The organism is Ruminiclostridium herbifermentans (assembly GCF_005473905.2).
GTDB classification, from domain to species: Bacteria; Bacillota; Clostridia; order Acetivibrionales; family DSM-1351; genus Ruminiclostridium; species Ruminiclostridium herbifermentans.
Map to the genome: position 1 here is coordinate 2,608,456 of NZ_CP061336.1, position 22,384 is coordinate 2,630,839.

The following is a 22,384-nucleotide window of genomic DNA, read 5'->3' on the forward strand; positions in this document are numbered from 1 at the left end:
GTTAAATTAAATTAATTAATATAATTCTGCTTCTTCAGTTCTTTTTTGATTACATTTATTTTCTCATCTTCATTAAGTTTGTCCCATGCAGTATGTGTCACACTGGGTATCTCAATGTCTTCAATTGTTTCTGAAATATTCTGGCCAAATTCATCACTTCCGCAGAACAAACACTTATCGTCTCTGCTAGCAGTGTCAATAGGCTGATTCCTTATGTAATCGCACGTAATGCCAAATAAATCATTTATACATTTAGCTATTTGTTTTTCTGATAAAGTAATATTATGACATTCTAATATCAACTTGATGTATTTCTCAAGTTCTTCAAATGCCTTATCTTCAATTAAATTAGCATACGCATAACACTTCAAATCCTTTGTCATAACCAATCTTTCACCATATGAATAATCTGATAAATAATAAAAGGATTTTTTCTTACCGCATTGTTTACACAATGCTTCCTCTTTTCGAACTCTGACAGTTTTCATATTCATAGAAATATCTTTTACATGCCTAGGGTACATAATATGAATGTAGTACCTGCATGAACCTCCCTCTTATTTATTAACAAAGCTATATTTGCTTTTAAAGTCTATTATTTAAAAAGCATAGTAGCTGCTTTGTATTTTTCTAATCAATTGGCGTAACCATTTTAGCTGATAATATCTTTTTAAAATCATCGAAAATTACGTAATTGATTCCGCTTCCTCTATATGATTTAAATTTAATAACAGTATAGCCTTGCTTCTCAGCTAATTCACCAATTTTCTGACAATCTCTAGTTGATGTAACATCCGGAATAAAGTTCCATTTAGCTGCCACATCTGGTTTAGTTAAGTCTAATACCTTTTGTCCGCTAAGATTTAAATCATAGCTAATTGCATATTTAGCCGTATTTCCGTGTTCTGCAAGTTCAGCCACTATTGTCTTTCCGTCTGAACCCACATAGAATCCGCCTCCAAATCTACTATTGCTATTAAAGTATTTAGGATCTATTCCATCTAATACGCTTTGTGCCTGTTTAGCATTGCTAACTGCGTGTTTAACTTTAACCTCAGGAACACTCTTAATAAATGGTTTTTTAACCAAAGCAAAAATCTCTTCTGCTTTTTTGCACAGAGTCTCAATTCCAAGTCTCATGCTTTTTGCAAATAGACGTATTGCTCTTATATCATTTTTATGTAAAATCTTTTTCAGCAAGCTGTTATCTGCAATAGAGTCTACTACACCGGGCAGCTTGCGAAGAATACCTTTAAAGGTTATTAAAATGGAATCTAGCTTTGAAGCAACCTTTGATGTTCCTCCAAAGGTTTTAGCTAAAAACTCAATAGCCTCTTTGACTACCTTTGTGTTCCCCACAGCATTTGCTATAGCTTTCATTGGGGCGGCTAAGACAGAGCCCAAGGCAGGAAGTAAAGATATCCCCGAAAACACTGCATCCATCCATCTTTTTCTTACTAAATATATTCCTGTATTAACTCCATCTGCAATATCACCAATACCAGGGACAAATCCCACTATATCTATAACATTCTGCATTGTATCTAGAACAGCATCAGGCGTAATGCTAGTTTCTTCTTGCTTACTCTTTTGAATTACCTTTTCAGGTATTTGAGCAGCTTTTTTAGTCTGTATTGTGCTATCATCCTTTACTTCGCCTTTTGCCTTGCTTTGTACTGCATCTTGAATAACTTGTGCAGTTTGAGGTGTATTTGGCTTTTTCGTAGCAGCAGCAGTTGGTTTTATAGCACTGCTTTGCTGTAAATTCTGTATTGAAGGGGTATTAGTTTGTTTCTTTTCATTGTCAGTGTTTTCTTTCCTCTTTCGCCTTTTGCCCTCTTCCATTATTTTCATAGCCTGCTTATATCCAACGACACTTTGAAACCGCATAAATTCATTACGTGATACGGAATCTGGATTAGATAGCAGCTTTTCAGTAATGGCCTTCACATCAACTGCTGAGGCAACTTGATTTGAGGTAGTTTGCTTGGAAACTGATGCTTTGTTTTGTATATACCTGTTTGAATGCTGTTCTATGTTTTTGTCTGCTAAAGCGTTTGTTATCACGATGTCATCACTCCCTAAAATCTTATCTATCTATAATGTAAATTTTATTGAGCAAATAACATCTAATTTAAAAAATAAATTTATATCTTCACTTAGAAAAGCATACAAATATTGGGGTGATGAAAGAGGAAGGGCATGGGACTCAAGCAATACATCTGCGAGCGGTTCACTTGATCTTACTAATTGAGACTTATCAATGGATTGCCGCCATAACTGCTTGTATTATGTATTTATATATTAATGTGTAAATAACAACTGTCTCAAGGCCTTATCATTTATTACTTTTCAATTGCCATATAATAAGTTCCCCATAATTCATCTTTATATGGAAAATTCTTTTCAATATAGTTTTCGTCAACAAATCCTACTCTTTTATAGCAACTATAAGCTGAAGGATTAGTATCAAATACATTCAACGTAATACGTGATAATTTCAGTATTTCAAAAGCATATTTAATTGCTAACTCTAGCATCTCTTTTCCGTAACCTTTTCCACGAATCTCTGGGTCTACAACAATAAATCCCATATGTATACTGCCCTTTACATAGTCAGCAGATCTCATTAGAAAGTGTCCCACAGGGGTACCTTTTTCATCAATAGCTGTTGTTATCCATGCATTTTCATCATTATCAACTTTCTCTTTGTATATTTCTAGCTGAGTTTCTGTCAGTGGATACTGAAACTTATTTGCACTCCACATTGAGAATAATCTTTCATCATTAAACCAATTTAGCAGATACTTTGCATCACTTTTTTTATATGGCCTTAATCTTAACATTTCCTCATCCTCCGTAAAATACTTATCTTTATCTAATGTTTTCTGTTTCATATTAATATTCGGTGTTTCAACGAGGCTGTAGATCTAGTAACCTCTTGAAAACTAATAGAGCTCACTCCTCCACGATTAGAAGTTTTGAACATTTTCTTGCCTCGTTTTAGTATAACATATAATTTTACCAAGGTTTAACATTCTCATTATAATTTTAAAATATTTAAGACTCCCAATTTATATTTATGAACACCTGCAATTTTTCAAAAATTAAAAGCGTGCTATATATTTTATTTAATAGGTTGAATAGCAATAAATAAAAACTTTTGTGTTTTAGAAGAGCTATATATAATACTACTAGGTGGTTGTCACAATAAAATATAAGACTTGATTTGTTTATAAAGGCTGCGTGTCAAACAACTAGGGCGGTTGCCATAGCAAATTATTAAACTTTATTTGTTTTGAATGGCTACATATAACACTGCTAGGTAATTGCACAATAAAATATAAGACTTAATTTGTTTATAAAGGCTGCGTGTCAAACAACTATGGCGGTTGTCATAGCAAATTATTAAACTTTATTTGTTTTGTATGGCTACATATAACACTGCTAGGTAATTGCACAATAAAATATAAAACTTAATTTGTTTATAAAGGCTACGTGTCAAACAACTAGGGCGGTTGCCATAGCAAATTATTAAACTTTATTTGTTTTGTATGGCTACATATAACACTGCTAGGTAATTGCACAATAAAATATAAAACTTAATTTGTTTATAAAGGCTGCGTGTCAAACAACTAGGGCGGTTGTCACAGCAAAATATTAAACTTTATATATTTTGAAGCAAATTTTAGAATTTAATATTTAAACAGTTTTGTTTATATTGACTTATACTAAAATATACAAAAAAAATAGAGTTAATAAGTCTACAATCTTATTAACTCTATTTTTAAAAATAATATCAGGAAGTAAAAAATAGTATCTTAACCATATCGTATCATAATTGTAAATATTTGTAAACAATTACTTTAATTTCACAATTAGAAAGATGCTATCTATATCATAAGTAAATAATCATAATACTCATACAACCATATAGGAAATATTATTTTAAATAACGTAACACTAATTAGTAACAGCTTTTAGCACTACTGTCTATTCTCCTTCAATATCTATTACAACTACTTCTGGAGGGTTAAAGATACGTGGTAATCTAGGGTTAAAGGAAATTCCTCTACTTACTACATGTACCAACGAATCATGCTGATATTTACCACCGGCAAATTTAGGAAGCCAACCTTGGTTTGGAGCAAAAAGTCCGTTTATTATAAATGGAATTCTAACCTGTCCACCATGTGCATGTCCTGATAATACTAAATCAAAGTAACTCTCTTTATATAGTTCGATAAATTCAGGACGATGAGCTAATAGTATTTTGTATTGAGACTTATCCTTTAATTCTGAAAAAGAGTTATGAAATATCTCACTATAGTTTAAATTTGTGTATTCATATCTCATTATTTCAGGATCTTCAACTCCGCCAATTATTAAATTGGAATTTCTAATGTTTATATTTTGGTAATTATTTTCAAGTACGTTTACATTGTACTTTCTAAATAATGCTTTTATATTTCTTATGTCATTAGACCAATATTCATGGTTGCCAGACACATAAAATGTTGGAGCCAGCCCTTCTATACCAATCAAGAACTGCTTTGCACCCTCAATTGGTACTGAATCATCTACTATATCGCCTGCTAATGCTATAATATCAGGCTTTTGCTTCTCTATCAACGACACAAGTTTCGATTGGTTTTTTCCATAAATGTGGCTATGTAAATCAGTAATTAATACTATTCTTATTGAATCCTCTTTGTTTAATTTATTAGTAGTAAGTTTGTGTTTATTGACTACTAAGCCATTGTAAAAAGCGCAAACCATTAGTAATGCTAATATTACAAAGCATATAAGAATCACGAAAATTTTTCTTTTCTTATTCACAATATTCTCCTTAAGTTTTATTTATATTTCAATTAGAGGTCAAAATAGACCTTGATTTCTATTTGATAAATAAATCAACTTCGGTAAATTATTATATGAAAATTTAAGCAAAATGATTAATATATTGATTATCTGTTATAGCTTTAATGCCATCTCTCTGTGTAATTCTTCAAATCCTAATTTTTTGTATAAATGGTAGCCATCGTCCGTATAATCTAAGTGAATTTTTCCTAAACCCAAAGCTTTTGCTTCTTCAATAAGTCGTGATAACAAATTATACGCTAGTCCTTTACGTCGATATTCCCTAAGTGTATATACATTCAACAAAAGTCCTGCCTTACCACTCAAACAGCTGGGCGTAGGTAAAGTCTGATAAATACATAAAATGCATGATGAAATTATTTTACCATTATCCAAAGCTATAAAAGAAAGTAAGGTATTGTCTTCTAAATGCTTTTGAAAATATTCTCTTGTAAGTCTTTTAAATGCTTCTTTATCTTCAACATTTCCAATTGAATATACAAATTCTAATCGATTTTCAACTAACATATCAATGTCACTTAATTTTGCTCTTCGTATATCCATATAGTCCTCCGCTTTATCCTAACCTTAAGTTAATCACTCAATTTACCTGATTAAAAAGATTTTTGGAATTCTTAGTTTCTATTTATATCACATATAACCCATATAAATACTATTATAAAATCACGTTAAAAGCAACAAGCCCTTATGATTTCTCATAAGGGCCTATTGCTTTTGTAGATAATTAATACTATAAATGAAAATACGAATGCTTTTGCAACTATAACTACAACTTTTGCTACATAGAAGCTATAAATTTTGATGTGTTAATAAGTACTAAAATTACTGCATATATAAGTGTGTATATTGCTGAAAACTTTTAAAAATTTACTTCCAGATTAATTTTCCCAACTACTTAGATTTTTATGCAGTCTGTAGATACATCAATCAGGTAAGTTTATTATCTGCTAGGAGGTAAATAATATCTTACTGTAGTTTTATGTTAGCACATATTTCAGAGGTTGTAAAATGTATATTATTATTGTTATTTGTCGAATTATTAATATTTCTCTATTTTTCTCAGCTTTTTTCGTCATTTTGTGACTTTACTACACTATGCTATTAGTAATTTATAGTATACTGCTTTAATCAAATATCACCAAACAATAAATACTGCTTTAAAATAGATAATACCCAACACTCAAAAATTTGCTTGCTCTTCGGTTCAATCTTAATTTTCATGGCTCTTTATAGAAATTAGTAGACACCTATACGGTAATTTCAATAGTATTGGCCATAGTTGTTATAATCAGAATTAATTTAGTTTTATAGCACATTAAAATTTAATTTTCCCATAAATTATCTGTCTGCATATTTTGCTGCAAACACCAAATGATATTTGTATTCCCGTGTTGAATGTGATAATTTATTCTTGTCCATTATGGACCCTCATTTGTTTTTATAATGTGGTTTGCGAACCAACACTATTTTAGCATTGGAGGTATTTTTTTTAACTTGAAGCTAAAGCTTTATGGCTCACCCCAGCTTAGCCGAGGGTTTGTTGTTGCAGACAATAAAAAACGACATTCTATCGTTTAATAGAATATCGTTTATATAAATTAAAACTCAATTAACTTTTATATTTTAGACCTCAATCTCTTGATTAACGTCCATTAAAATTCTATTTTCAAAATTTAATTTCTCTGCTGTGCTTTTACAATAAAGTTGATCAGGGCTGGTGTGTATAGGAATACAATACTTACAAGCAATTATCTTTGCACACTCTGCAGCTTCTTCTATATCCATATTGTAAAAACCATCCGCAGGTAAGAAAGCATAATCTATATTCTTTGAAGCTAGTTCTTCCATTTCAGGTATTTTTGAAGTATCCCCTGCTATGTATAATGTCTTATTTTCTGCCTTTATAAGATATCCAACACACTCTTCTTTTTTATGATTTTTGTTATATGCTGGGACAGCTTCTATTTGTAAATCCTTATAATCAAGAGTCATATATTTTCCATCTTTTAAAGCATCAAAGTTCTGATATATAAGACAATCGTTTTTCTTATTTGGCAAATTAATCTGATTGTGATCACCATGCTGATGAGTTACTAAAATAATATCTGCAGGTAAGTCGTAGCCTTCTCCCATAAACGGATCAACATAAACAACTGTTCCTTCATTTGTAATTATTCTTAAACTTGCACGTCCTTGATATAGAATTTTCATATATTATCTCCACCCTTTTAAATTATTTTTTGATTAGCACATTGCTCAAAATACTATATACGCAAAAACCCTCTCTTAATTGAATTCCCAATTATACCTGCATAGTTCCAAAGCTAAGGTGAATTATCTTAACAAGTATTTTACTATCTTTCTTTTTACTTGTCACCTCCACATTGCTATATATATCCTTATATACTATAGTTTAACAAAAGTAGCAATAGCCTGTCCATACAAGATACAAATTTAAATTCGATTACTTTTTATTTCATTAACTCTCATAAATGCAATATTCTAAAAAACACCTTTTTCGCAATTACATAATAAACCAAATTTTTATAGCCAATGGTTTTACAATATCATTTATAGTGCATATTAGTCTAGTGGAGGTACGCTACTTTTTTAAGCTGAACCTACCTTTTAAGCTAACCTCCACGCCCAAATATATATCTCTTTAATGTTTTTTTATTATTTTCAGTAATCTTAAATAGTGATTTGCTTCTCTTAATGTATGATCGGCTAATAATGGTATTATTATAGACCTAATCTTACATTCAAGTATTCCCTTAGTACCTGCTGCTTTAAAATCACGGATTTCTTTTGTTGCTTTCAGACTTTCATTTGTTACCTTGTCGCCAAATAATGAATTTCCCATTGCTTGTTTTGCCTCATTTGCCAATTTATCAAACTCATTTCCAAAATTATTAGCCGCGTTGAACAACTCATTTTCTGCTGGATCAAGCAATCCCCGTATAAACTTTGAATGTTCAGCCATAATTGTATTCCAAAAGAATTCCTGTTCATACGTCGTTATTTCTTCATCAATTTCTTTTCTATTTTGAAGTATTTGTATCATGTGCAAATACAGTTTTGCTTCTCGCATAATGTGATCAATTAACAATGGGTAATTTACAGTAAACATTTTACAGGATAAAACATCTGATAAAATATTAGCTTTGAATTTTATTAATGCACTTATCAAACTCATTGCCTTTTGGTTGAGTAAAAATACTTTTCGTTCAAGCATTGGATTAGGCTTTATAAAGGCCTCGCCCATTAGTCCAGCTTCTGCCTTAGTAAGCTTTGTTTGAATATCTACACCAGTAAAATATGCTGATGCCATCTCTGCACTTAGAGTATATTGTGTAATCACTTCTCCAGATTGAAGAACCTCAGGGCTTACAACTCCATTGGATAGTAAAATTACATCCGCTAAAAGAGCATCAAACTCCTTTCTAAAATTGTCCGCTTGACTAGAGAATTTACTATCCTTTGGTGTAAAGCTAACCTCAAGAAAAAATGAGTGTTCCTTCATAATTCTACCGAAAAAGAGATGTAGTTCAAGGGACTGTCTTACAAATTCCATACCTGATAACATACAAAGACCTCCTATAGAAGTACAAAAAGTGGTTCAGTACATTATCAGTCTATTAACAAATTATGTAAAGTGTTACAAGCGCAAAAATCCTCTCTTTACAGAATCCTCAATTATTTCCTTTGCGTATTCCCATAACTCAGGTGTATTTTCTTCTAAAAATCTGTTTCGATTAAGCACTTTTTCACTTGTGACATCAGTATTCTGCCATGTATATCCCTCTGTATGATAGTTTAGTAAAAGAGGCTGCAATCTGTCTAAACATGATGCAAATTTTGCTTCAGGCGTTTTTCTCTCTTCAAATTCTCTCCACAGTGTAAAAATTTCCTCTGCTTGATCATCCGGCAAAATATTAAATATTCTATCGGCTGCCTTTTGCTCTCTTTCAGCCTTATCCTCCTGAGCCTTTTCATCATAGCAAAAAGTGTCCCCCGCATCAATTTCAACAAGGTCATGCACTATAACCAGTTTAATTACCTTTAAAACATCAAGATTTTTTTCTGATGAGTACTCAGATAAAAGCATCGCCATTATTGCTAAATGCCATGAATGTTCTGCATCATTTTCATTTCTTATTGTTCCGATTACAATATTTTGACGAAATACCTTTTTCAGTTTATCAACCTCTATAATAAACTGCATTTGCTTCATTAATCTTTCGTTTTTCATAAATTATCTTTTAGCGAGGGTAAAACCCCTCTATAGCTAAATTATCCTTTCTTAATTCTAAATTAGCATTGGAAATGCAATAAACGAAATATTTATATACATATCTATGATAATTGATTTCAAAATTAACTATTTACACTTTAATTAATGCTTATTTTATCAACATTAATTTTAACCTAAATTTAATTTTGCTTCCAATCATCCCTCACAAGTCCATAGATAACTGAATCGTTGATTCCATTATTATTTTTTAAACCTTGCTTCTGAACCCCTTCTTTGATAAGTCCACACTTTTCCATAACTCTGCCTGAATTTGGATTATTTATATCATGTCTTGCTTCAATTCGATTTACCTGTACTTCTTCAAAAAAGAAAGTAATCAAGGCACCAAATGCCTCTGATGTAATTCCTTGTCCCCAGTATTTTCGCCCTATACAATAACCCACTTCTACTGAACGAATATCTTCTTTAATATTAACTACACTAATGCCGCCGATTGCTTCACCAGTCTGCTTTAATTCTATACACCACTGATAAAAATTTTGTGAATCGTAATCCTTTATCCACATACCAATAATCTTTTCTGATTCTTCTACACTCTTATGTGCAGGCCAAGTAAGATATTTAGTAACCTCATCATCATTTGCCCAGTTTGTAAACATATTATTTGCATCACCTAAATTAAATTTGCGCAATATTAGTCTATCTGTTTCTATTGTCTTTGATCCCATGTGTTTCATGTTTGACCTCCAATCAATATTCTAAACGCCATAGTGTATAACATATTTATTTTCTGATATTGCCTTCCTCAATAAAATCTTTAAATTGGTCAATTCTTCTGATGTTTTAGTCTTTTCATATTTTGAAACAATGTTATAAAAGGCCTCTAATGATTCAGGAGGGATTAATGTAACTCCCCACCTTGCTAAACCATACTCTAATCTGCTATAACAATGAAAGTATGTCTTAATCAAAGTCAGCTCCTCCCACCAATCATCTAAAATGTCATCATCAATAGCAACACAGTTATATTTTTGTGGTTCATACTCAGAGGAGTAATCCTTATCTTTATCAAATTCTTCTATAATACCAAATTCAGCAACACAGGGCATATTTTCACCTACTCTATAAACTAATATTAATAAAGACAAAGTAAAATGTTACTCTAATAATAACTATTAATAATATGTATGCAAATTATTACTGTTCTTTAATATACCCATATTCCTTCAAGCGTTCTATACAGGAGTCAATTTCTTCTTGTGTAAATAATTCTTGAAACTCATCCTGAATTACTAGTGCTTCAACAGATAATTCTAGTCTTCCTAATTCCCACAACTTTGCGAAGCCTTCTGTTCCTCCTGGCTTGCTAATAAGAATTTTTGCTGTATTTACCCCACCCTTTTCATTAAGCATCTGTAAAAATCGTGTAGCCCTATATCCGCATTCTTTATCTGCTCTAATATAAATATTCTTCATATTCTCAAAGAATTTCTTTTCTAAATCTGTCATTTGTATCAACTCCTTATATGATAATTAAAAGTAAAGATACTAGCTAAAATTTAAGTCAAACCAGCAAGAAAATTAATTCTATTTCAATTCAGAAAAAACAAATGTAGTCATACAATATAAAAGACTGGCTTTTGAAAATCTTACATATCAAAAAGTCACATACTCAGCTTGCTTTTCATATAGATGCAGCCTGCCATCTTTTCCAATTTGCTTGATTACACCAACATATTGCAGTATATTCATTGCTGTCTGCGCTTTTTTCAAATTCAATGCAGATAATTTCTTAAAATCCTTTGATGTAAAGTTCTTTGGCATATCCTGTGGTATCAGTTTTTCAAAATCCCATTTATTATCAATATAAATTTCGTCAATTATCTCAACCGGAATACGCTCATAACGAGAGGAGCCTTTCTTTCTATCCTCGCTCCAGCCATCAAGCTTACGATATTCTATAATATCAATCATAACAATGCATAATCTGAAATTATGATGCGTAAGAAACGATTTAATTTTATACAGTTCAAAAAAAGCTTCATAAGGTGAGCCTTTTTTAGTACTTTTACGTTTATCTGTAACCTCTCCAGTAGAATCATCAATCCAAACAATCCATTTAGTGCTTGGAATGGGGTAAACAACTGTTACTGTTGTCACTTCTAGGAAGGTTTCAAGCTTTTTTCTTAGCTTATTAAAATTGCCTGTTTGGATTTCAACTATACCATTTTCGCCAACTATATCAGCAACAAAACTTCCCATTCTAACTTCGTGGTTTGCAGTATACGGTTCAAAATAGTGTTTTAAAACAGCATGTAATGTCTTCTCTCCAAGTGTCCCTATACCACATTTTTCTCTGTTACTATTAATAATCATTTCACAGCATTCAAGAAATCTTTGTTTATTCACTGCTATAATATTTAACCCCTTTTCTGGACTGCATCCTTTAATGAAGAGTATCTATCATGGTGTAAATACACTTTAATAAAATCTTCATTATGTGTTTGCTTTTACTACTTATTTATTATTTGAACATCAAATACGGGTATATCTGTTTTCCAGTTTATTCTTGCTATTATATTATCAATTTATACAATGGTAGTCAATTTTTATAGCTGTCTTAAAAAACACATCTTTAAAGTAGCTATACACAGACTTAGCAATACCAATCCCCTTACGACTTCTACTGGTACCTTTATTGCACAACAATTAAACTCTATTCAATTTTGATTGATTGTGATGAGAGACACTATCATGATTGTCTGTTGAGAAAAACAATGATAATGCACTTGATCTCGTTGTTTTACAAATGCAAATTTTTCAGCAAAAATATCAAATTGCATAAATTTGTATTACCTGCATTATTTTCATTTAGATATTATTTGTCCCTTTCCCCGTCAACCTGTTAGGTCAGATAAATAAACTCATTATTTTGCATTTAGTTAATATAGTTCTCAAATTGTAAAATATACCTAAGTTTTGAGCATAATAATAGCCCTGATCTCTCAGGGCTATTATAAAATAAGTAAGTCTATACATCGTATTAAATACATTCAGATTATATGCTACAAGCAACAAAAGTGCCGACCTAATACATATATTTACTATAATCCCACAATAAATCGCTCAGTTCCAAATCCTTTTCATAATAGAGGTCCACAAAAATATTCTGAACTCTCACTATAGGCTTCAACGGATATATGGGGTTAACATGTATCAGTTCTCCTATTTCTCCAGTATTAAGCATTACGTAATCCCCTATATAATGGCATACAATTCTTTCCACAAATACGTTAAGCATAGCCCTGTCCAAAAGATTTGCCATTTCGTCTTGCATATATCTTAAAACTTCAAACACTGATTTCCTTTTAGAATACACTTTATCAGAGGTCATGGCATCGTAAACATCTGCAATAGCCAATACCCTTGCGTATTTATGAATCTGATTATCCTTAGCCCCCATTGGGTAACCCGTGCCGTCCATTCGTTCATGATGCATAAGCACACCCATCTTAATTCCTTTGCTGATATCCTGCATGTTTTCTATCATTCGGTAGCCATAAGTAGAATGCTTTTTCATTTCTTCTAATTCATCCGATACCAGACGTGCCTTCTTATTAAGCAACTCTGCATTAACTTTAGCTTTTCCTACATCATGAAGCAAGCCAGTTTTCGCTATCTCCTCTACCTCAGTATCGTTCATACCCAGCCACTTAGCAAGCGTCATAGCCAAAAGAGATACATTAACACAATGAGCATAAGTATATTCGTCAACAGTTCGGATTGAATCAATACATTTTAAAACATCAAAGGAATCATGTACATTTTCTTTTATATTTTCTAATGCATGATCCACATTTCGGACATCAAGAAGCTTTCCTGAATTAATGGAATCGAGAATTTCTTTTACCTCCTGCTTTGCGTCCGCATAGGATTTCGTAAGTTCATCTGACATAGTTCTTTTATTGATATTTTTTTCAAAGCCTTTTATCTCCTCAACTAAAATACTATCATCATATATTTCAACTTCAATTGGTTTTAATCTGAACCTTTTAACTTTCTTCTCAAGTTCCTCGGTAATTAGTGTTCCCTTTGGAATCAGACAAGCACCTTCTTTAGTACAAATGTCTTCTGTCAACAACATTCCAGCTACACAACTTTGCGCTGTAATATATATATGCCGCATGTATAATTCCTCCAAATAGTAGATAAAAAAGTTGTAATATAATTGATTATACTACTATTCGACAATAATTTCTATTTATATTTTAGAAACCAATATATTAAACGATTGTTGTTTAATCTTATTTAAATCTCTTGCCTCACAAATTTTGTAACAAGTAAACAATGTATGTAATATGCACGAAACCCACTTAATTACACTTAATATTTGCATTTATAATCACAGTGTCTTGCTATCGATATTCATATCAAATATATTGTATATTTCGATATGATAATAATCCTGATAATTAGTATATATTATAATGTAAAATTTTGAAATGCAATAAATATTCTTATTTATTGTTTATATTTGTTATGAATAGAAATCACAATTGTTAGGAATACTTTTTCTAACCTTTGAGAATTGTGATTTTTATTAAATAGATTAGTAAAGGCAATCACCTTTGTATATTCGAAATCTTGTTGAACTGGTCTAAAAACTTATGACCTATAACCACAAAAACACTCGCCATATAAGCGAGTGTTTCTGATAATTGATGTTGAGTAAGTCTATAAGCCGGGTTCTGTATTAGATGATCATCTATCTAGGCTATACATTTCTGTATAACTCAAGCCGCCTCCACGGGACTGACGGGCAGTCATTGCGTCCCTCCACGGCGTTGCTCCAGGTGGGGTTTACATAGCCGACAAGTCGCCAAGTCGCTGGTGAGCTCTTACCTCGCCTTTCCATCCTTACCAAGATAAATATTTAAACTGAAAAAGTAAACTTTACTCAACTTAAATAACTAGCTTGGCGGTATATTTCTGTTGCACTTTCCTTAAAGTCGCCTTTACCGGGAGTTACCCGGCACCATTGCCCTTTGGAGCCCGGACTTTCCTCATATACGCCTTTTCAAGCTGTATCTGCGATCATCTGGCTTACTCATTTAATATTTAATTTTATATTTAATAATTTATTAACATGTACTTTTTTTATTAACATGTACTTTTTGAAATAAACTGATAATAAATACTTTTTTATTTGGCAACAAACCAATAATAAGTGTCCCATAAAAATATATCTTTTATGTGCTTATTTGATTATTACCAAAATTTAATTTGCTGCATAAAATAGTTTAACTAACATCAAATACCATCGTCTATACTATGTGTTAATATATATTTTATCAGTCACCTTATTATAGTTGTTCAAATATAAATAGTCAAGTAAAAATAAATGGGTCTTCTTCCATCGAACTGCATACTATTTCAACCTTTTCAAATCTTTTTTCCAAAAGCTTTTTAAGCCTTGTTACAATAAGACGTTCAGAAGCAAAATGCCCAACATCAAGAATGCACAAGCCCATTTCCCTTGCATCTAGTGCTGTATGGTACTTTATATCTCCTGTAACTAATAAATCAACACAGTGGCGTTTAACACTTTCTAAATCACCATCAAAACTGCCACAGAAGGTAGCCACTTTTTTCACAGTTGAAGGCTGAGTTCCAATTACTCTTAAATTTTGAATATTAAGATGCTTTTTAATATAAATTACAAATTGGTCAAAGGACAATTCATTTGGCAGCTTTCCTACCTTTCCCAAGCCCAAATCAAACTCAAAGCCTTCGGGAATATATGTCTTTAATTTATCACATTCTGTTAAGCCAACTGCTTCAGCAAATGTATCATTAACACCACCAACTGCCACATCTAGGTTGGTGTGTGCACTAATAACATTAATATCATTTTTAATAAGGGTTAATATCCGTTGCCCAGTCATTGAGTCAAAATCCACCGATTTTAGCTTTGAAAATAAAAATGGATGATGAGATACTATGAGGTCTGCACCACTGTCTATTGCTTGTTGAATGGTCTTTAAAGTCACATCCATACATACCATAATCTTGGACACTTCACTTTTACGACTCCCAAGCATTAGTCCTACATTATCCCACGCCTCAGCATATTTAAATGGTGCAAGTTCATTAATATAATTAAGTACTTCTCCTACATTCATATTATATAATTGCTCCTTTAGTTCCATTTTGTATAGTTATTTGCAATTAATTTCTATACTTTTTGTTTCTTCAATCTAAATTTTAACCTTAAGTTTTAAATTTAATTTATTAATCTAATTTTATAATCTTATTTGTTCAATTAAATTCATATAATCCTTCTTTAGTTGCCTATAATAGCTTTGAAGCTTGCTATTATCCTCCATGTACTCCAATTGTCCTAATACTCTGTCAATCTGTCTTACCTTTATTTCACAATATTTTAATAATAAAGGGTCTTCCTTCTTAATTAGCTTTTCACCCACATGTAGCTGAAACTCCTCATACTGCCTTTCATTGCCATCATATTTAGCAGATATTACACAGTATACCTTTTCACCTTCGGCTGCCAATTCCTCGTCATAAATGTCAAATTTGTGTTCAAACAGCCATTTCCGAACCACATCTAAATCATTCATTGGCTGCAAAACTAATAAATTTGCTGCACAAGCTTTTTTAATATTAGCCTCTAACAGTTCAGATAAAAGGGTTCCACCCATGCCTGCAATAATTATAGTATCAGCCTCATTTTCACAAAGGGTGTCAAGACCGCTTCCAAGCCTAGTTTCTATTTGATTACTCATTTTATACAAGTTTATATTCTTTTCTGCAACTTTAACTGGTCCAATTCTCACATCAGAGGCAATTGCCTTTTTGCAAATCCCCTGTTGTATTAAATAAATTGGTATATATGCATGATCAGTACCAATATCAGCAGCAACATTACATTTTGGCACCTTATCTGCTAACAATTTTAATCTGCCTTTTAAACTTAATTTCAAAACTATCCTCCACGCTAATACACGCTAATAAACGTTAAATAAATTTATTGCATTATTTTTATTAATTTTATGGTTACTTGTATTATCAAAGTAAATTATACACATAATATTACTAATTAATCAACTTTAAAACAATAATCTCAGAATAAATATGAGCATTAATGTAATTAACCATTAGCAGATTTTTTTGTTTGCAGCTATTTATTATTTGTTAATTTAGAAGTAATAATAATTTACTTTAATGACTAAACAAACACTAAATAGGTTTTACAAAATAACTGCATTTACAAAAACTGCATTAAATTTAATAGAAAGGTGTAAACATATGCAATTTAATCGCAAAGGTACTAAAGTAAATGATATTGAAAAACCCATTTCTACTAATATTTTTGGAAGAGATATTTTTGGAGTAAATGCAAACATACCCTCAATGAGCAAAACAACCATTGATATACAAGACGAAGAGCAAAGTCTAGAGTTCATTAATAAAGTAAAATAACTACGCCTGTATTATTAACCCATATTTCATATTACCCTAGCATTCATTAGAACCTACTATAGATAAATTCCTAATAGATACTATATTTCAAATAGTGTGCACAACATATCCTTAACAATAACGTAATTAACAATAACTAAGAGGCAAAAGGATATCATTAATGCCTGTGGGCTGTCCACTGATAGTTTGCCTGCCTGGCTTTCATATATAACTGTATAGTATAATTTTGCGAGAGTTTAGGATTTTATTTAATAACTTAATTTAATTTTTGGTTTGCTAGAGCGGAACTTTGCATCTGGCTTCCTTCAAGTTCCACCTCATAATGACCCTTGCCCTTGGCTAACGGTTGGTGACGGTTGGTGCCATCCCCCGTGATTAGCTAACAGGCTTCTTGGTAATTACCAATGACAGACTTACGCTGGCAAGTGTGCTCCAGCTTCGCTGGCGCGCTGCAAAAAAAAGAACACGCAAAGCGTGTTCTTTTTGGTGGGCCTTCAGGGACTCGAACCCCGGACCAACCGGTTATGAGCCGGTTGCTCTAACCAACTGAGCTAAAGGCCCAAGTGGCTCCCCCTGTTGGACTTGAACCAACGACATCGTGATTAACAGTCACGCGCTCTACCGACTGAGCTAAGGAGGAATATCTCCCGCATGTTTTATGCGTTTGTGCTCTTCAAAACCGTTGTTCTCTCAAGCACAAGTAATATTATACTTACCAACTGTAAACTGGTCAACACCAAAATATCTATAATTTGACCATTTAGAAAACTTATTGCCAATTTTCTATTTGTTTTATAATAATACTTTCTATTTCTCTTAATTTCAAAGTTTTAACAAGCACCTTTATTTTACAGTTAAATTAATGATTTTTGCTAATCTTTTTATGAACAGTGCTAAGTTAAAACTATAATACTAGTTTATCGACAGTTACGTACAAACTTAGCTAAATGGGCTTATTCCAAGATATTTGTTGAATCAGTGTTTGTTGATTCATAGTCAAACAAATATTTTCAATTAAGTATCCTATAACCTACGTTATACTTGCGTATATTTAAAAAGCAATAAATAGTCTGCCTGCATACTCAGTTCAAAATGAATAAGAATAAAGAATTAAACTAAGGCACACCAAATTCACTTATATTAGCATAAGAAAGCCATTAATCTTAGTTAATATTAAATTGATAACACATTAATATGACTGGTCATATAGCCTTTTAGGACCTCAAATAAGCATAACCGTATATAACATTCACAACATTATACTGATGCCTTAATCTTCTTAGCAGCCGCAAATATATATATAATATGTAATCTTAAAAATTGAGTATTTCTTTAACTAAAATAAGTAAATTAATCTAAAAAAGGCATTCACAAAATGATATACAATCAAAATATATCTTATTATTAATAAAACGATACATTTTGATTGAAATACACTATGTGAAAACCTCTTCTTAAAATAACTTTTATTTTCTAAATGATATACAATAACTTCGATGCTAACTGAGTTCTTAACTTGATAGATAGGAGAACATCCAGTTTCTTGTTTTGACTACAATTATTTATAATGCGATTTATTATTGGGTTAGAATTTTAATCTAAATAATCCTTCAGCTTCTTGCTTCTGCTAGGATGTCTTAACTTTCTCAAAGCTTTAGCCTCTATCTGACGAATACGTTCTCTTGTTACATTAAATTCTTTACCAACCTCTTCAAGCGTTCTTGCTCGCCCATCATCCAAACCAAATCTGAGTCTTAATACCTTCTCTTCACGGGGTGTTAATGTATCAAGTACATCGATAAGCTGTTCCTTTAACAAAGTAAATGCAGCAGCTTCTGCAGGCGCTGGAGCATCATCATCTGGTATAAAGTCCCCTAAATGACTATCTTCTTCTTCTCCAATAGGAGTCTCAAGAGACACAGGCTCCTGAGAAATCTTCATTATTTCTCTAACCTTTTCTACTGACATACCTATCTCTTTTGCTATTTCATCAGGTTGAGGCTCTCTGCCTAACTCCTGTAATAACTGCCTTGATACTCTAATCAGTTTATTTATTGTTTCTACCATATGGACAGGAATACGTATAGTTCTAGCCTGATCAGCAATTGCCCTAGTAATTGCCTGTCTTATCCACCAAGTTGCATAAGTACTGAATTTGAAGCCTCTTCTATAATCAAATTTTTCAACCGCTTTAATAAGTCCTAGATTTCCTTCCTGGATAAGATCAAGGAATTGCATACCTCTACCAACATATCTTTTTGCAATACTAACAACAAGTCTTAGATTTGCTTCAGCAAGTCTTCTTTTTGCTTCAATATCGCCATTTTCCATTCTATGAGCCAGCTCAATTTCCTCTTCTGCTGATAAAAGGGGAACTTTTCCAATCTCTTTAAGATACATTCTAACAGGGTCATCAATGCTAATTCCTTCTGGAACACTAATATCTAATTCTTCTTCCTCGTCAGAATTTTGAATCTCCTGCAAATCAGCTTCCATATCGCCAATAACATCAATACCTAAATTTTCAAGGGTTTCATAAATCTTTTCTATATGCTCCGGCTCTATTTCAATTTCATCAAAAGCATCTGTAATTTCTTTATAGGTAAGCATACCCTTAGATTTTCCCTTTTCAATTAGGTCCTTAAGTATTGCCTTTCTAGTCTCCTGACTATGCTTCATTGGTTCCCCCTCCTTTCTAGCATATTTACAATCCTTTCTTGAGCATAGCTATATTTAACACAATATTGCTTAATTCTTGATTTAATAACTCAACATCTCCTTCTGACAAATCACTTCTTTTTTTTAATTCAATTATTTCTTCTTTTCTAGCTTCTAGATCATAAAGGTCTATTTTTCTAACAATGTCCAAAGCAGCTTTTTTATTATTTTCATAAATGCTTTGGGATTGGATTATATTTGCAAAACTTTCGGCTAAAGGAGCAGAAAGTTTATTCAAAATCTCTCCTACTAAAACACCTGCTTTACTTTCTATTTGTTCACAGGCATAAACTAAAGCCTCTTTAATTTCAGCAGAACTAATTTTTTCTATTTTCAGTGAATTCTTAATCTGAAAATATACATTGTTTTCAAGACAAATTGCAGCTAATAGCATCAATTGTAATTTAATAAATCTCTCTTCATTTGTTTCTGTTTTATTACTTTTCTTTATAATAGTATTCTTTTTTACAACTTTAATATCCTTTATTTGTTTTCTATTATTTTCTTCAATGTTTTTCTGACGCTTAGCTATTTCTGAATAAATTGATTGTTCGCTTACACCAAAATCTTTAGATAATTTTTTGACGTATAACTCTCTTTCTACATTATTGTCAATTTTGTCCAAAATAAGCACTGCTTTATCAATAAATTTAACTTTTCCTTCATTTGTTGATGTATCAATTTTGTTATCTAAAATTTCTAGTTTAAAATCTAAAAGTGTTTTTGCTTTATCAACAAGTCTCAAAAACTCATTAACCCCATGAGCATTTATGAACTCATCCGGGTCTTTGCCATCAGGAATAGTTAACACCTTGGCATTACAACCAATATCATTGAGCAAATCCAAACTTCTGAGTGCAGCAGCTTGTCCAGCAGAATCAGAGTCAAAGGAAAGAATAATTTCCTCCGTGTACTTTTTTAAAAGCTTGCTCTGATTTTCAGTCAATGCAGTTCCAAGGGGTGCAACTACATTTAGTATCCCTCTTTGGTGCAATGATATAACATCCATATACCCTTCGGCTAAAATGATTTTTTTAGCACACGAGCCTTTTGCAAAATTCATTGCATACAAGTGCTTTCCTTTTTGATATACAGCAGTTTCAGGAGAATTCATATATTTAGGCTGTGATGAATCAAGCACCCTTCCTCCAAAAGCAATTACATTCCCTCTGATATCAAATATTGGAAACATAATTCTTCCTCTAAACCTGTCGTATACCTTTTTTGTTTCTTCCTTTACTATAACAAGTCCACTTGCAAATATTGAAGTATCACTAAAGCCCAGTGACTTTAAATGCTTATATAAACTATCATATTTATCTTCAGCAAAACCTAATCCAAACTTAATAATAGTTTGTCTTTCTATTTTTCTCTTTGCAAGATATTGAATTGGCAAAACATTCTTCTCATTAATCAAATTATTATGAAAGAATCGGGCTGCTTCTATATTTATTTGTAAAAGTTCCTTTTTCAGCTTTGCCTTCTCATCATCACGAACTCCATTGTTGGTCTCCGGTAACTGTATTCTAGCCCTATCAGCAAGCAGCTTTATGGCTTCAATAAAGTCCAGATTTTCAATTGCCATTATAAAGTGTATTACATTTCCGCCTTTTCCACATCCAAAGCAATGAAATATCTGTTTTACAGGTTCCACAGAAAAAGACCCTGTCTTTTCGTTATGAAAAGGACATCTGCCAAAATAATTTTTTCCTTTCTTTTCCAGTTTGACATATTCGGATATTACATCTACTATGTCGTTATTTACCCTTATCTCTTCTATTAAATCTTCAGGGAAAAAATTTGCCATTACTCCTTACATTCCAATCTAGTAAAGTAAATAATTATTTAATATTATAAACAAATCTGCTGTTTATTATTTTAGCTTTTCACCAAAATCACTTAATACATGTTCGACATTATTATTTAGAATCCTTCTTTTTTGATAATATTTTTATAGTTAATTGATTTACTGCAACAAAAAAGTATGCGATAAGCATACTATGAAAAATTGAACATAATTGAACATAATTTAAAAAATATTTACGAATCCCAAAAATATAACATATGTAGAATTAAATTACAACGTAAATTGGTATGTTCTAAGCAATGTAGTCGTAAATAACATCAAGAGCACTTACTGGGGTAACAGAATTTGAGTGAAAAAGCTTAATGAGTTCAATCATATCATCCCTTGAAACAAGGACATCTTGTATGATGGCTGTTTCTGACTCTCCAGTATCCTTAGTCATATTTATTTGTATACCATATGTACAAGAACCCTCACACATACTTGATAACAAAAAATACTCTAAGGTAATCTCTCTACTTTTGCACTCCAACGTGTCGTCAAGTTCAAGTTTCTTTGAGCAAACAAGTTCCATTTAAAATACCCCCCTTATTCATTTTTCAAAACATCCTCTTACATTTTAATAAATATCACAACACTTATTATATAATATAGGATAATAATTATTCCACACAAAAGTTTTTCGGTATTTCGACCACTTTACATAAAATTAGTATAACATCAATATTTTGGTGTCGAAGTATGGGTTTTTATCAATTATTTACATTGAACTTGGGTGTTACAAATGTTAAAATTTTATGTATACTAATTATCTACCAATGCGTATAGAGATTCATCATAAGGTTATCATTTTATATAGGAGGGGTATACCGTGGGTAGTCAAGAAAACAAAAAAAAGTCTAAAATCACTTTACTTAGTAATGAGTTATGTAAAATGGCAGAATTACCAAAAAAAATGATTAAATATTCAACACCAGCTGCTTTACTACTTATATCACTAGGCACTGCATTATTTGCTGTAAATAAAACCAGCAATAACTATAATATTGAATTTGAGTTTATGACAACAACACTTATAACAAATGGATTCATTGTTTTTGCTGAATTTATGATAGCGTCATTAGTACTTGATATACTAATTCGAAAAGCCAAGTAAAAAAGAAAAAATTTTATGATTTAAATAAGCAAAAAGAAAGAGCAATTAACAAATCGCCCTTTCTTTT

Annotated in this window: 20 protein-coding genes, 2 tRNA genes and 1 other RNA gene; 2 read left to right on the forward strand and 21 right to left on the reverse strand. The window is 31.6% G+C overall.

All coding sequences use genetic code 11. From position 1 onward, the window contains the following. Window positions 1–11 precede the first annotated feature (11 nt). The 16 genes from EHE19_RS10705 to EHE19_RS10780 all read right to left on the reverse strand — a co-directional run bounded on the left by EHE19_RS10705 (window position 12) and on the right by EHE19_RS10780 (window position 16,137). Window positions 12–494, reverse strand: coding sequence for a hypothetical protein (locus tag EHE19_RS10705; protein ID WP_137695940.1), 483 nt, complete (start codon window positions 492–494; stop codon window positions 12–14). Between the two features lie 136 nt (window positions 495–630). After that, window positions 631–2,067: a hypothetical protein gene (locus tag EHE19_RS10710; RefSeq protein WP_137695939.1), complete on the reverse strand. Its 1,437-nt coding sequence runs from the start codon at window positions 2,065–2,067 to the stop codon at window positions 631–633. Between the two features lie 278 nt (window positions 2,068–2,345). Next, complete coding sequence (locus tag EHE19_RS10715) at window positions 2,346–2,846, reverse strand: GNAT family N-acetyltransferase (RefSeq protein WP_137695938.1); 501 nt, start codon at window positions 2,844–2,846, stop codon at window positions 2,346–2,348. A 1,147-nt stretch (window positions 2,847–3,993) separates the two neighbouring features. After that, the gene (locus EHE19_RS10720) at window positions 3,994–4,839 is read right to left on the reverse strand and encodes a metallophosphoesterase (protein WP_137695937.1); all 846 of its coding nucleotides are present in this window, start codon (window positions 4,837–4,839) and stop codon (window positions 3,994–3,996) included. A 135-nt stretch (window positions 4,840–4,974) separates the two neighbouring features. Next, on the reverse strand, window positions 4,975–5,424 hold the full coding sequence (locus EHE19_RS10725; RefSeq protein ID WP_137695936.1) for a GNAT family N-acetyltransferase: 450 nt from the start codon (window positions 5,422–5,424) through the stop codon (window positions 4,975–4,977). A gap of 1,080 nt (window positions 5,425–6,504) precedes the next feature. After that, the gene (locus tag EHE19_RS10730; protein WP_137695935.1) at window positions 6,505–7,092 is read right to left on the reverse strand and encodes an MBL fold metallo-hydrolase; all 588 of its coding nucleotides are present in this window, start codon (window positions 7,090–7,092) and stop codon (window positions 6,505–6,507) included. Window positions 7,093–7,543: 451 nt separating this feature from the next. Further along, window positions 7,544–8,467 (reverse strand): DUF2935 domain-containing protein, encoded by a 924-nt coding sequence (locus EHE19_RS10735; protein WP_137695934.1) that lies wholly within the window; start codon window positions 8,465–8,467, stop codon window positions 7,544–7,546. 72 nt (window positions 8,468–8,539) lie between these two features. Continuing rightward, window positions 8,540–9,133: an HD domain-containing protein gene (locus tag EHE19_RS10740; RefSeq protein ID WP_137695933.1), complete on the reverse strand. Its 594-nt coding sequence runs from the start codon at window positions 9,131–9,133 to the stop codon at window positions 8,540–8,542. Between the two features lie 182 nt (window positions 9,134–9,315). After that, entirely contained in the window at window positions 9,316–9,873 is a 558-nt protein-coding gene (locus EHE19_RS10745; RefSeq protein ID WP_137695932.1) for a GNAT family N-acetyltransferase, read from the reverse strand. Window positions 9,874–9,894: 21 nt separating this feature from the next. Next, entirely contained in the window at window positions 9,895–10,245 is a 351-nt protein-coding gene (locus tag EHE19_RS10750; RefSeq protein ID WP_171003475.1) for a hypothetical protein, read from the reverse strand. Window positions 10,246–10,333: 88 nt separating this feature from the next. Then, on the reverse strand, window positions 10,334–10,645 hold the full coding sequence (locus EHE19_RS10755) for a hypothetical protein (protein WP_137695930.1): 312 nt from the start codon (window positions 10,643–10,645) through the stop codon (window positions 10,334–10,336). A 147-nt stretch (window positions 10,646–10,792) separates the two neighbouring features. Beyond that, complete coding sequence (locus EHE19_RS10760) at window positions 10,793–11,545, reverse strand: DUF8091 domain-containing protein (RefSeq protein WP_244648196.1); 753 nt, start codon at window positions 11,543–11,545, stop codon at window positions 10,793–10,795. A gap of 679 nt (window positions 11,546–12,224) precedes the next feature. Continuing rightward, window positions 12,225–13,322 (reverse strand): HD-GYP domain-containing protein, encoded by a 1,098-nt coding sequence (locus EHE19_RS10765; RefSeq protein ID WP_137695929.1) that lies wholly within the window; start codon window positions 13,320–13,322, stop codon window positions 12,225–12,227. Between the two features lie 535 nt (window positions 13,323–13,857). Continuing rightward, an RNA gene (gene rnpB / locus EHE19_RS10770) (RNase P RNA component class A) lies at window positions 13,858–14,246 on the reverse strand. A gap of 277 nt (window positions 14,247–14,523) precedes the next feature. After that, a complete protein-coding gene (locus EHE19_RS10775; RefSeq protein ID WP_137695928.1) occupies window positions 14,524–15,318 on the reverse strand; it encodes a Nif3-like dinuclear metal center hexameric protein in 795 nt (264 codons plus the stop codon). 120 nt (window positions 15,319–15,438) lie between these two features. Then, the gene (locus EHE19_RS10780; RefSeq protein WP_137695927.1) at window positions 15,439–16,137 is read right to left on the reverse strand and encodes a tRNA (adenine(22)-N(1))-methyltransferase; all 699 of its coding nucleotides are present in this window, start codon (window positions 16,135–16,137) and stop codon (window positions 15,439–15,441) included. Window positions 16,138–16,462: 325 nt separating this feature from the next. Here EHE19_RS10780 and EHE19_RS10785 point away from each other — a divergent pair, with 325 nt between their 5' ends. Further along, window positions 16,463–16,636 carry a hypothetical protein gene (locus tag EHE19_RS10785; protein ID WP_171003474.1) on the forward strand — a complete coding sequence of 58 codons (174 nt, stop codon included), beginning with the start codon at window positions 16,463–16,465 and terminating at the stop codon, window positions 16,634–16,636. Window positions 16,637–17,120: 484 nt separating this feature from the next. On the opposite strand, the gene EHE19_RS10790 is transcribed toward EHE19_RS10785, so the two are convergent. The 5 genes from EHE19_RS10790 to EHE19_RS10810 form a co-directional block, all read right to left on the reverse strand. Then, window positions 17,121–17,197, reverse strand: a tRNA-Ile gene (locus EHE19_RS10790). 3 nt (window positions 17,198–17,200) lie between these two features. Next, a tRNA-Asn gene (locus tag EHE19_RS10795) sits at window positions 17,201–17,276 on the reverse strand. Window positions 17,277–18,229: 953 nt separating this feature from the next. Next, entirely contained in the window at window positions 18,230–19,315 is a 1,086-nt protein-coding gene (gene rpoD / locus EHE19_RS10800) for an RNA polymerase sigma factor RpoD (protein ID WP_137695926.1), read from the reverse strand. Between the two features lie 25 nt (window positions 19,316–19,340). Next, window positions 19,341–21,161, reverse strand: coding sequence for a DNA primase (gene dnaG, locus EHE19_RS10805; protein ID WP_137695925.1), 1,821 nt, complete (start codon window positions 21,159–21,161; stop codon window positions 19,341–19,343). A gap of 292 nt (window positions 21,162–21,453) precedes the next feature. Beyond that, window positions 21,454–21,735, reverse strand: a complete 282-nt coding sequence (locus EHE19_RS10810; protein ID WP_137695924.1) for a DUF6514 family protein — start codon at window positions 21,733–21,735, stop codon at window positions 21,454–21,456. A 297-nt stretch (window positions 21,736–22,032) separates the two neighbouring features. Between EHE19_RS10810 and EHE19_RS10815 the strand changes: the two genes are divergently transcribed. After that, on the forward strand, window positions 22,033–22,317 hold the full coding sequence (locus EHE19_RS10815) for a hypothetical protein (protein ID WP_137695923.1): 285 nt from the start codon (window positions 22,033–22,035) through the stop codon (window positions 22,315–22,317). Window positions 22,318–22,384 lie beyond the last annotated feature (67 nt).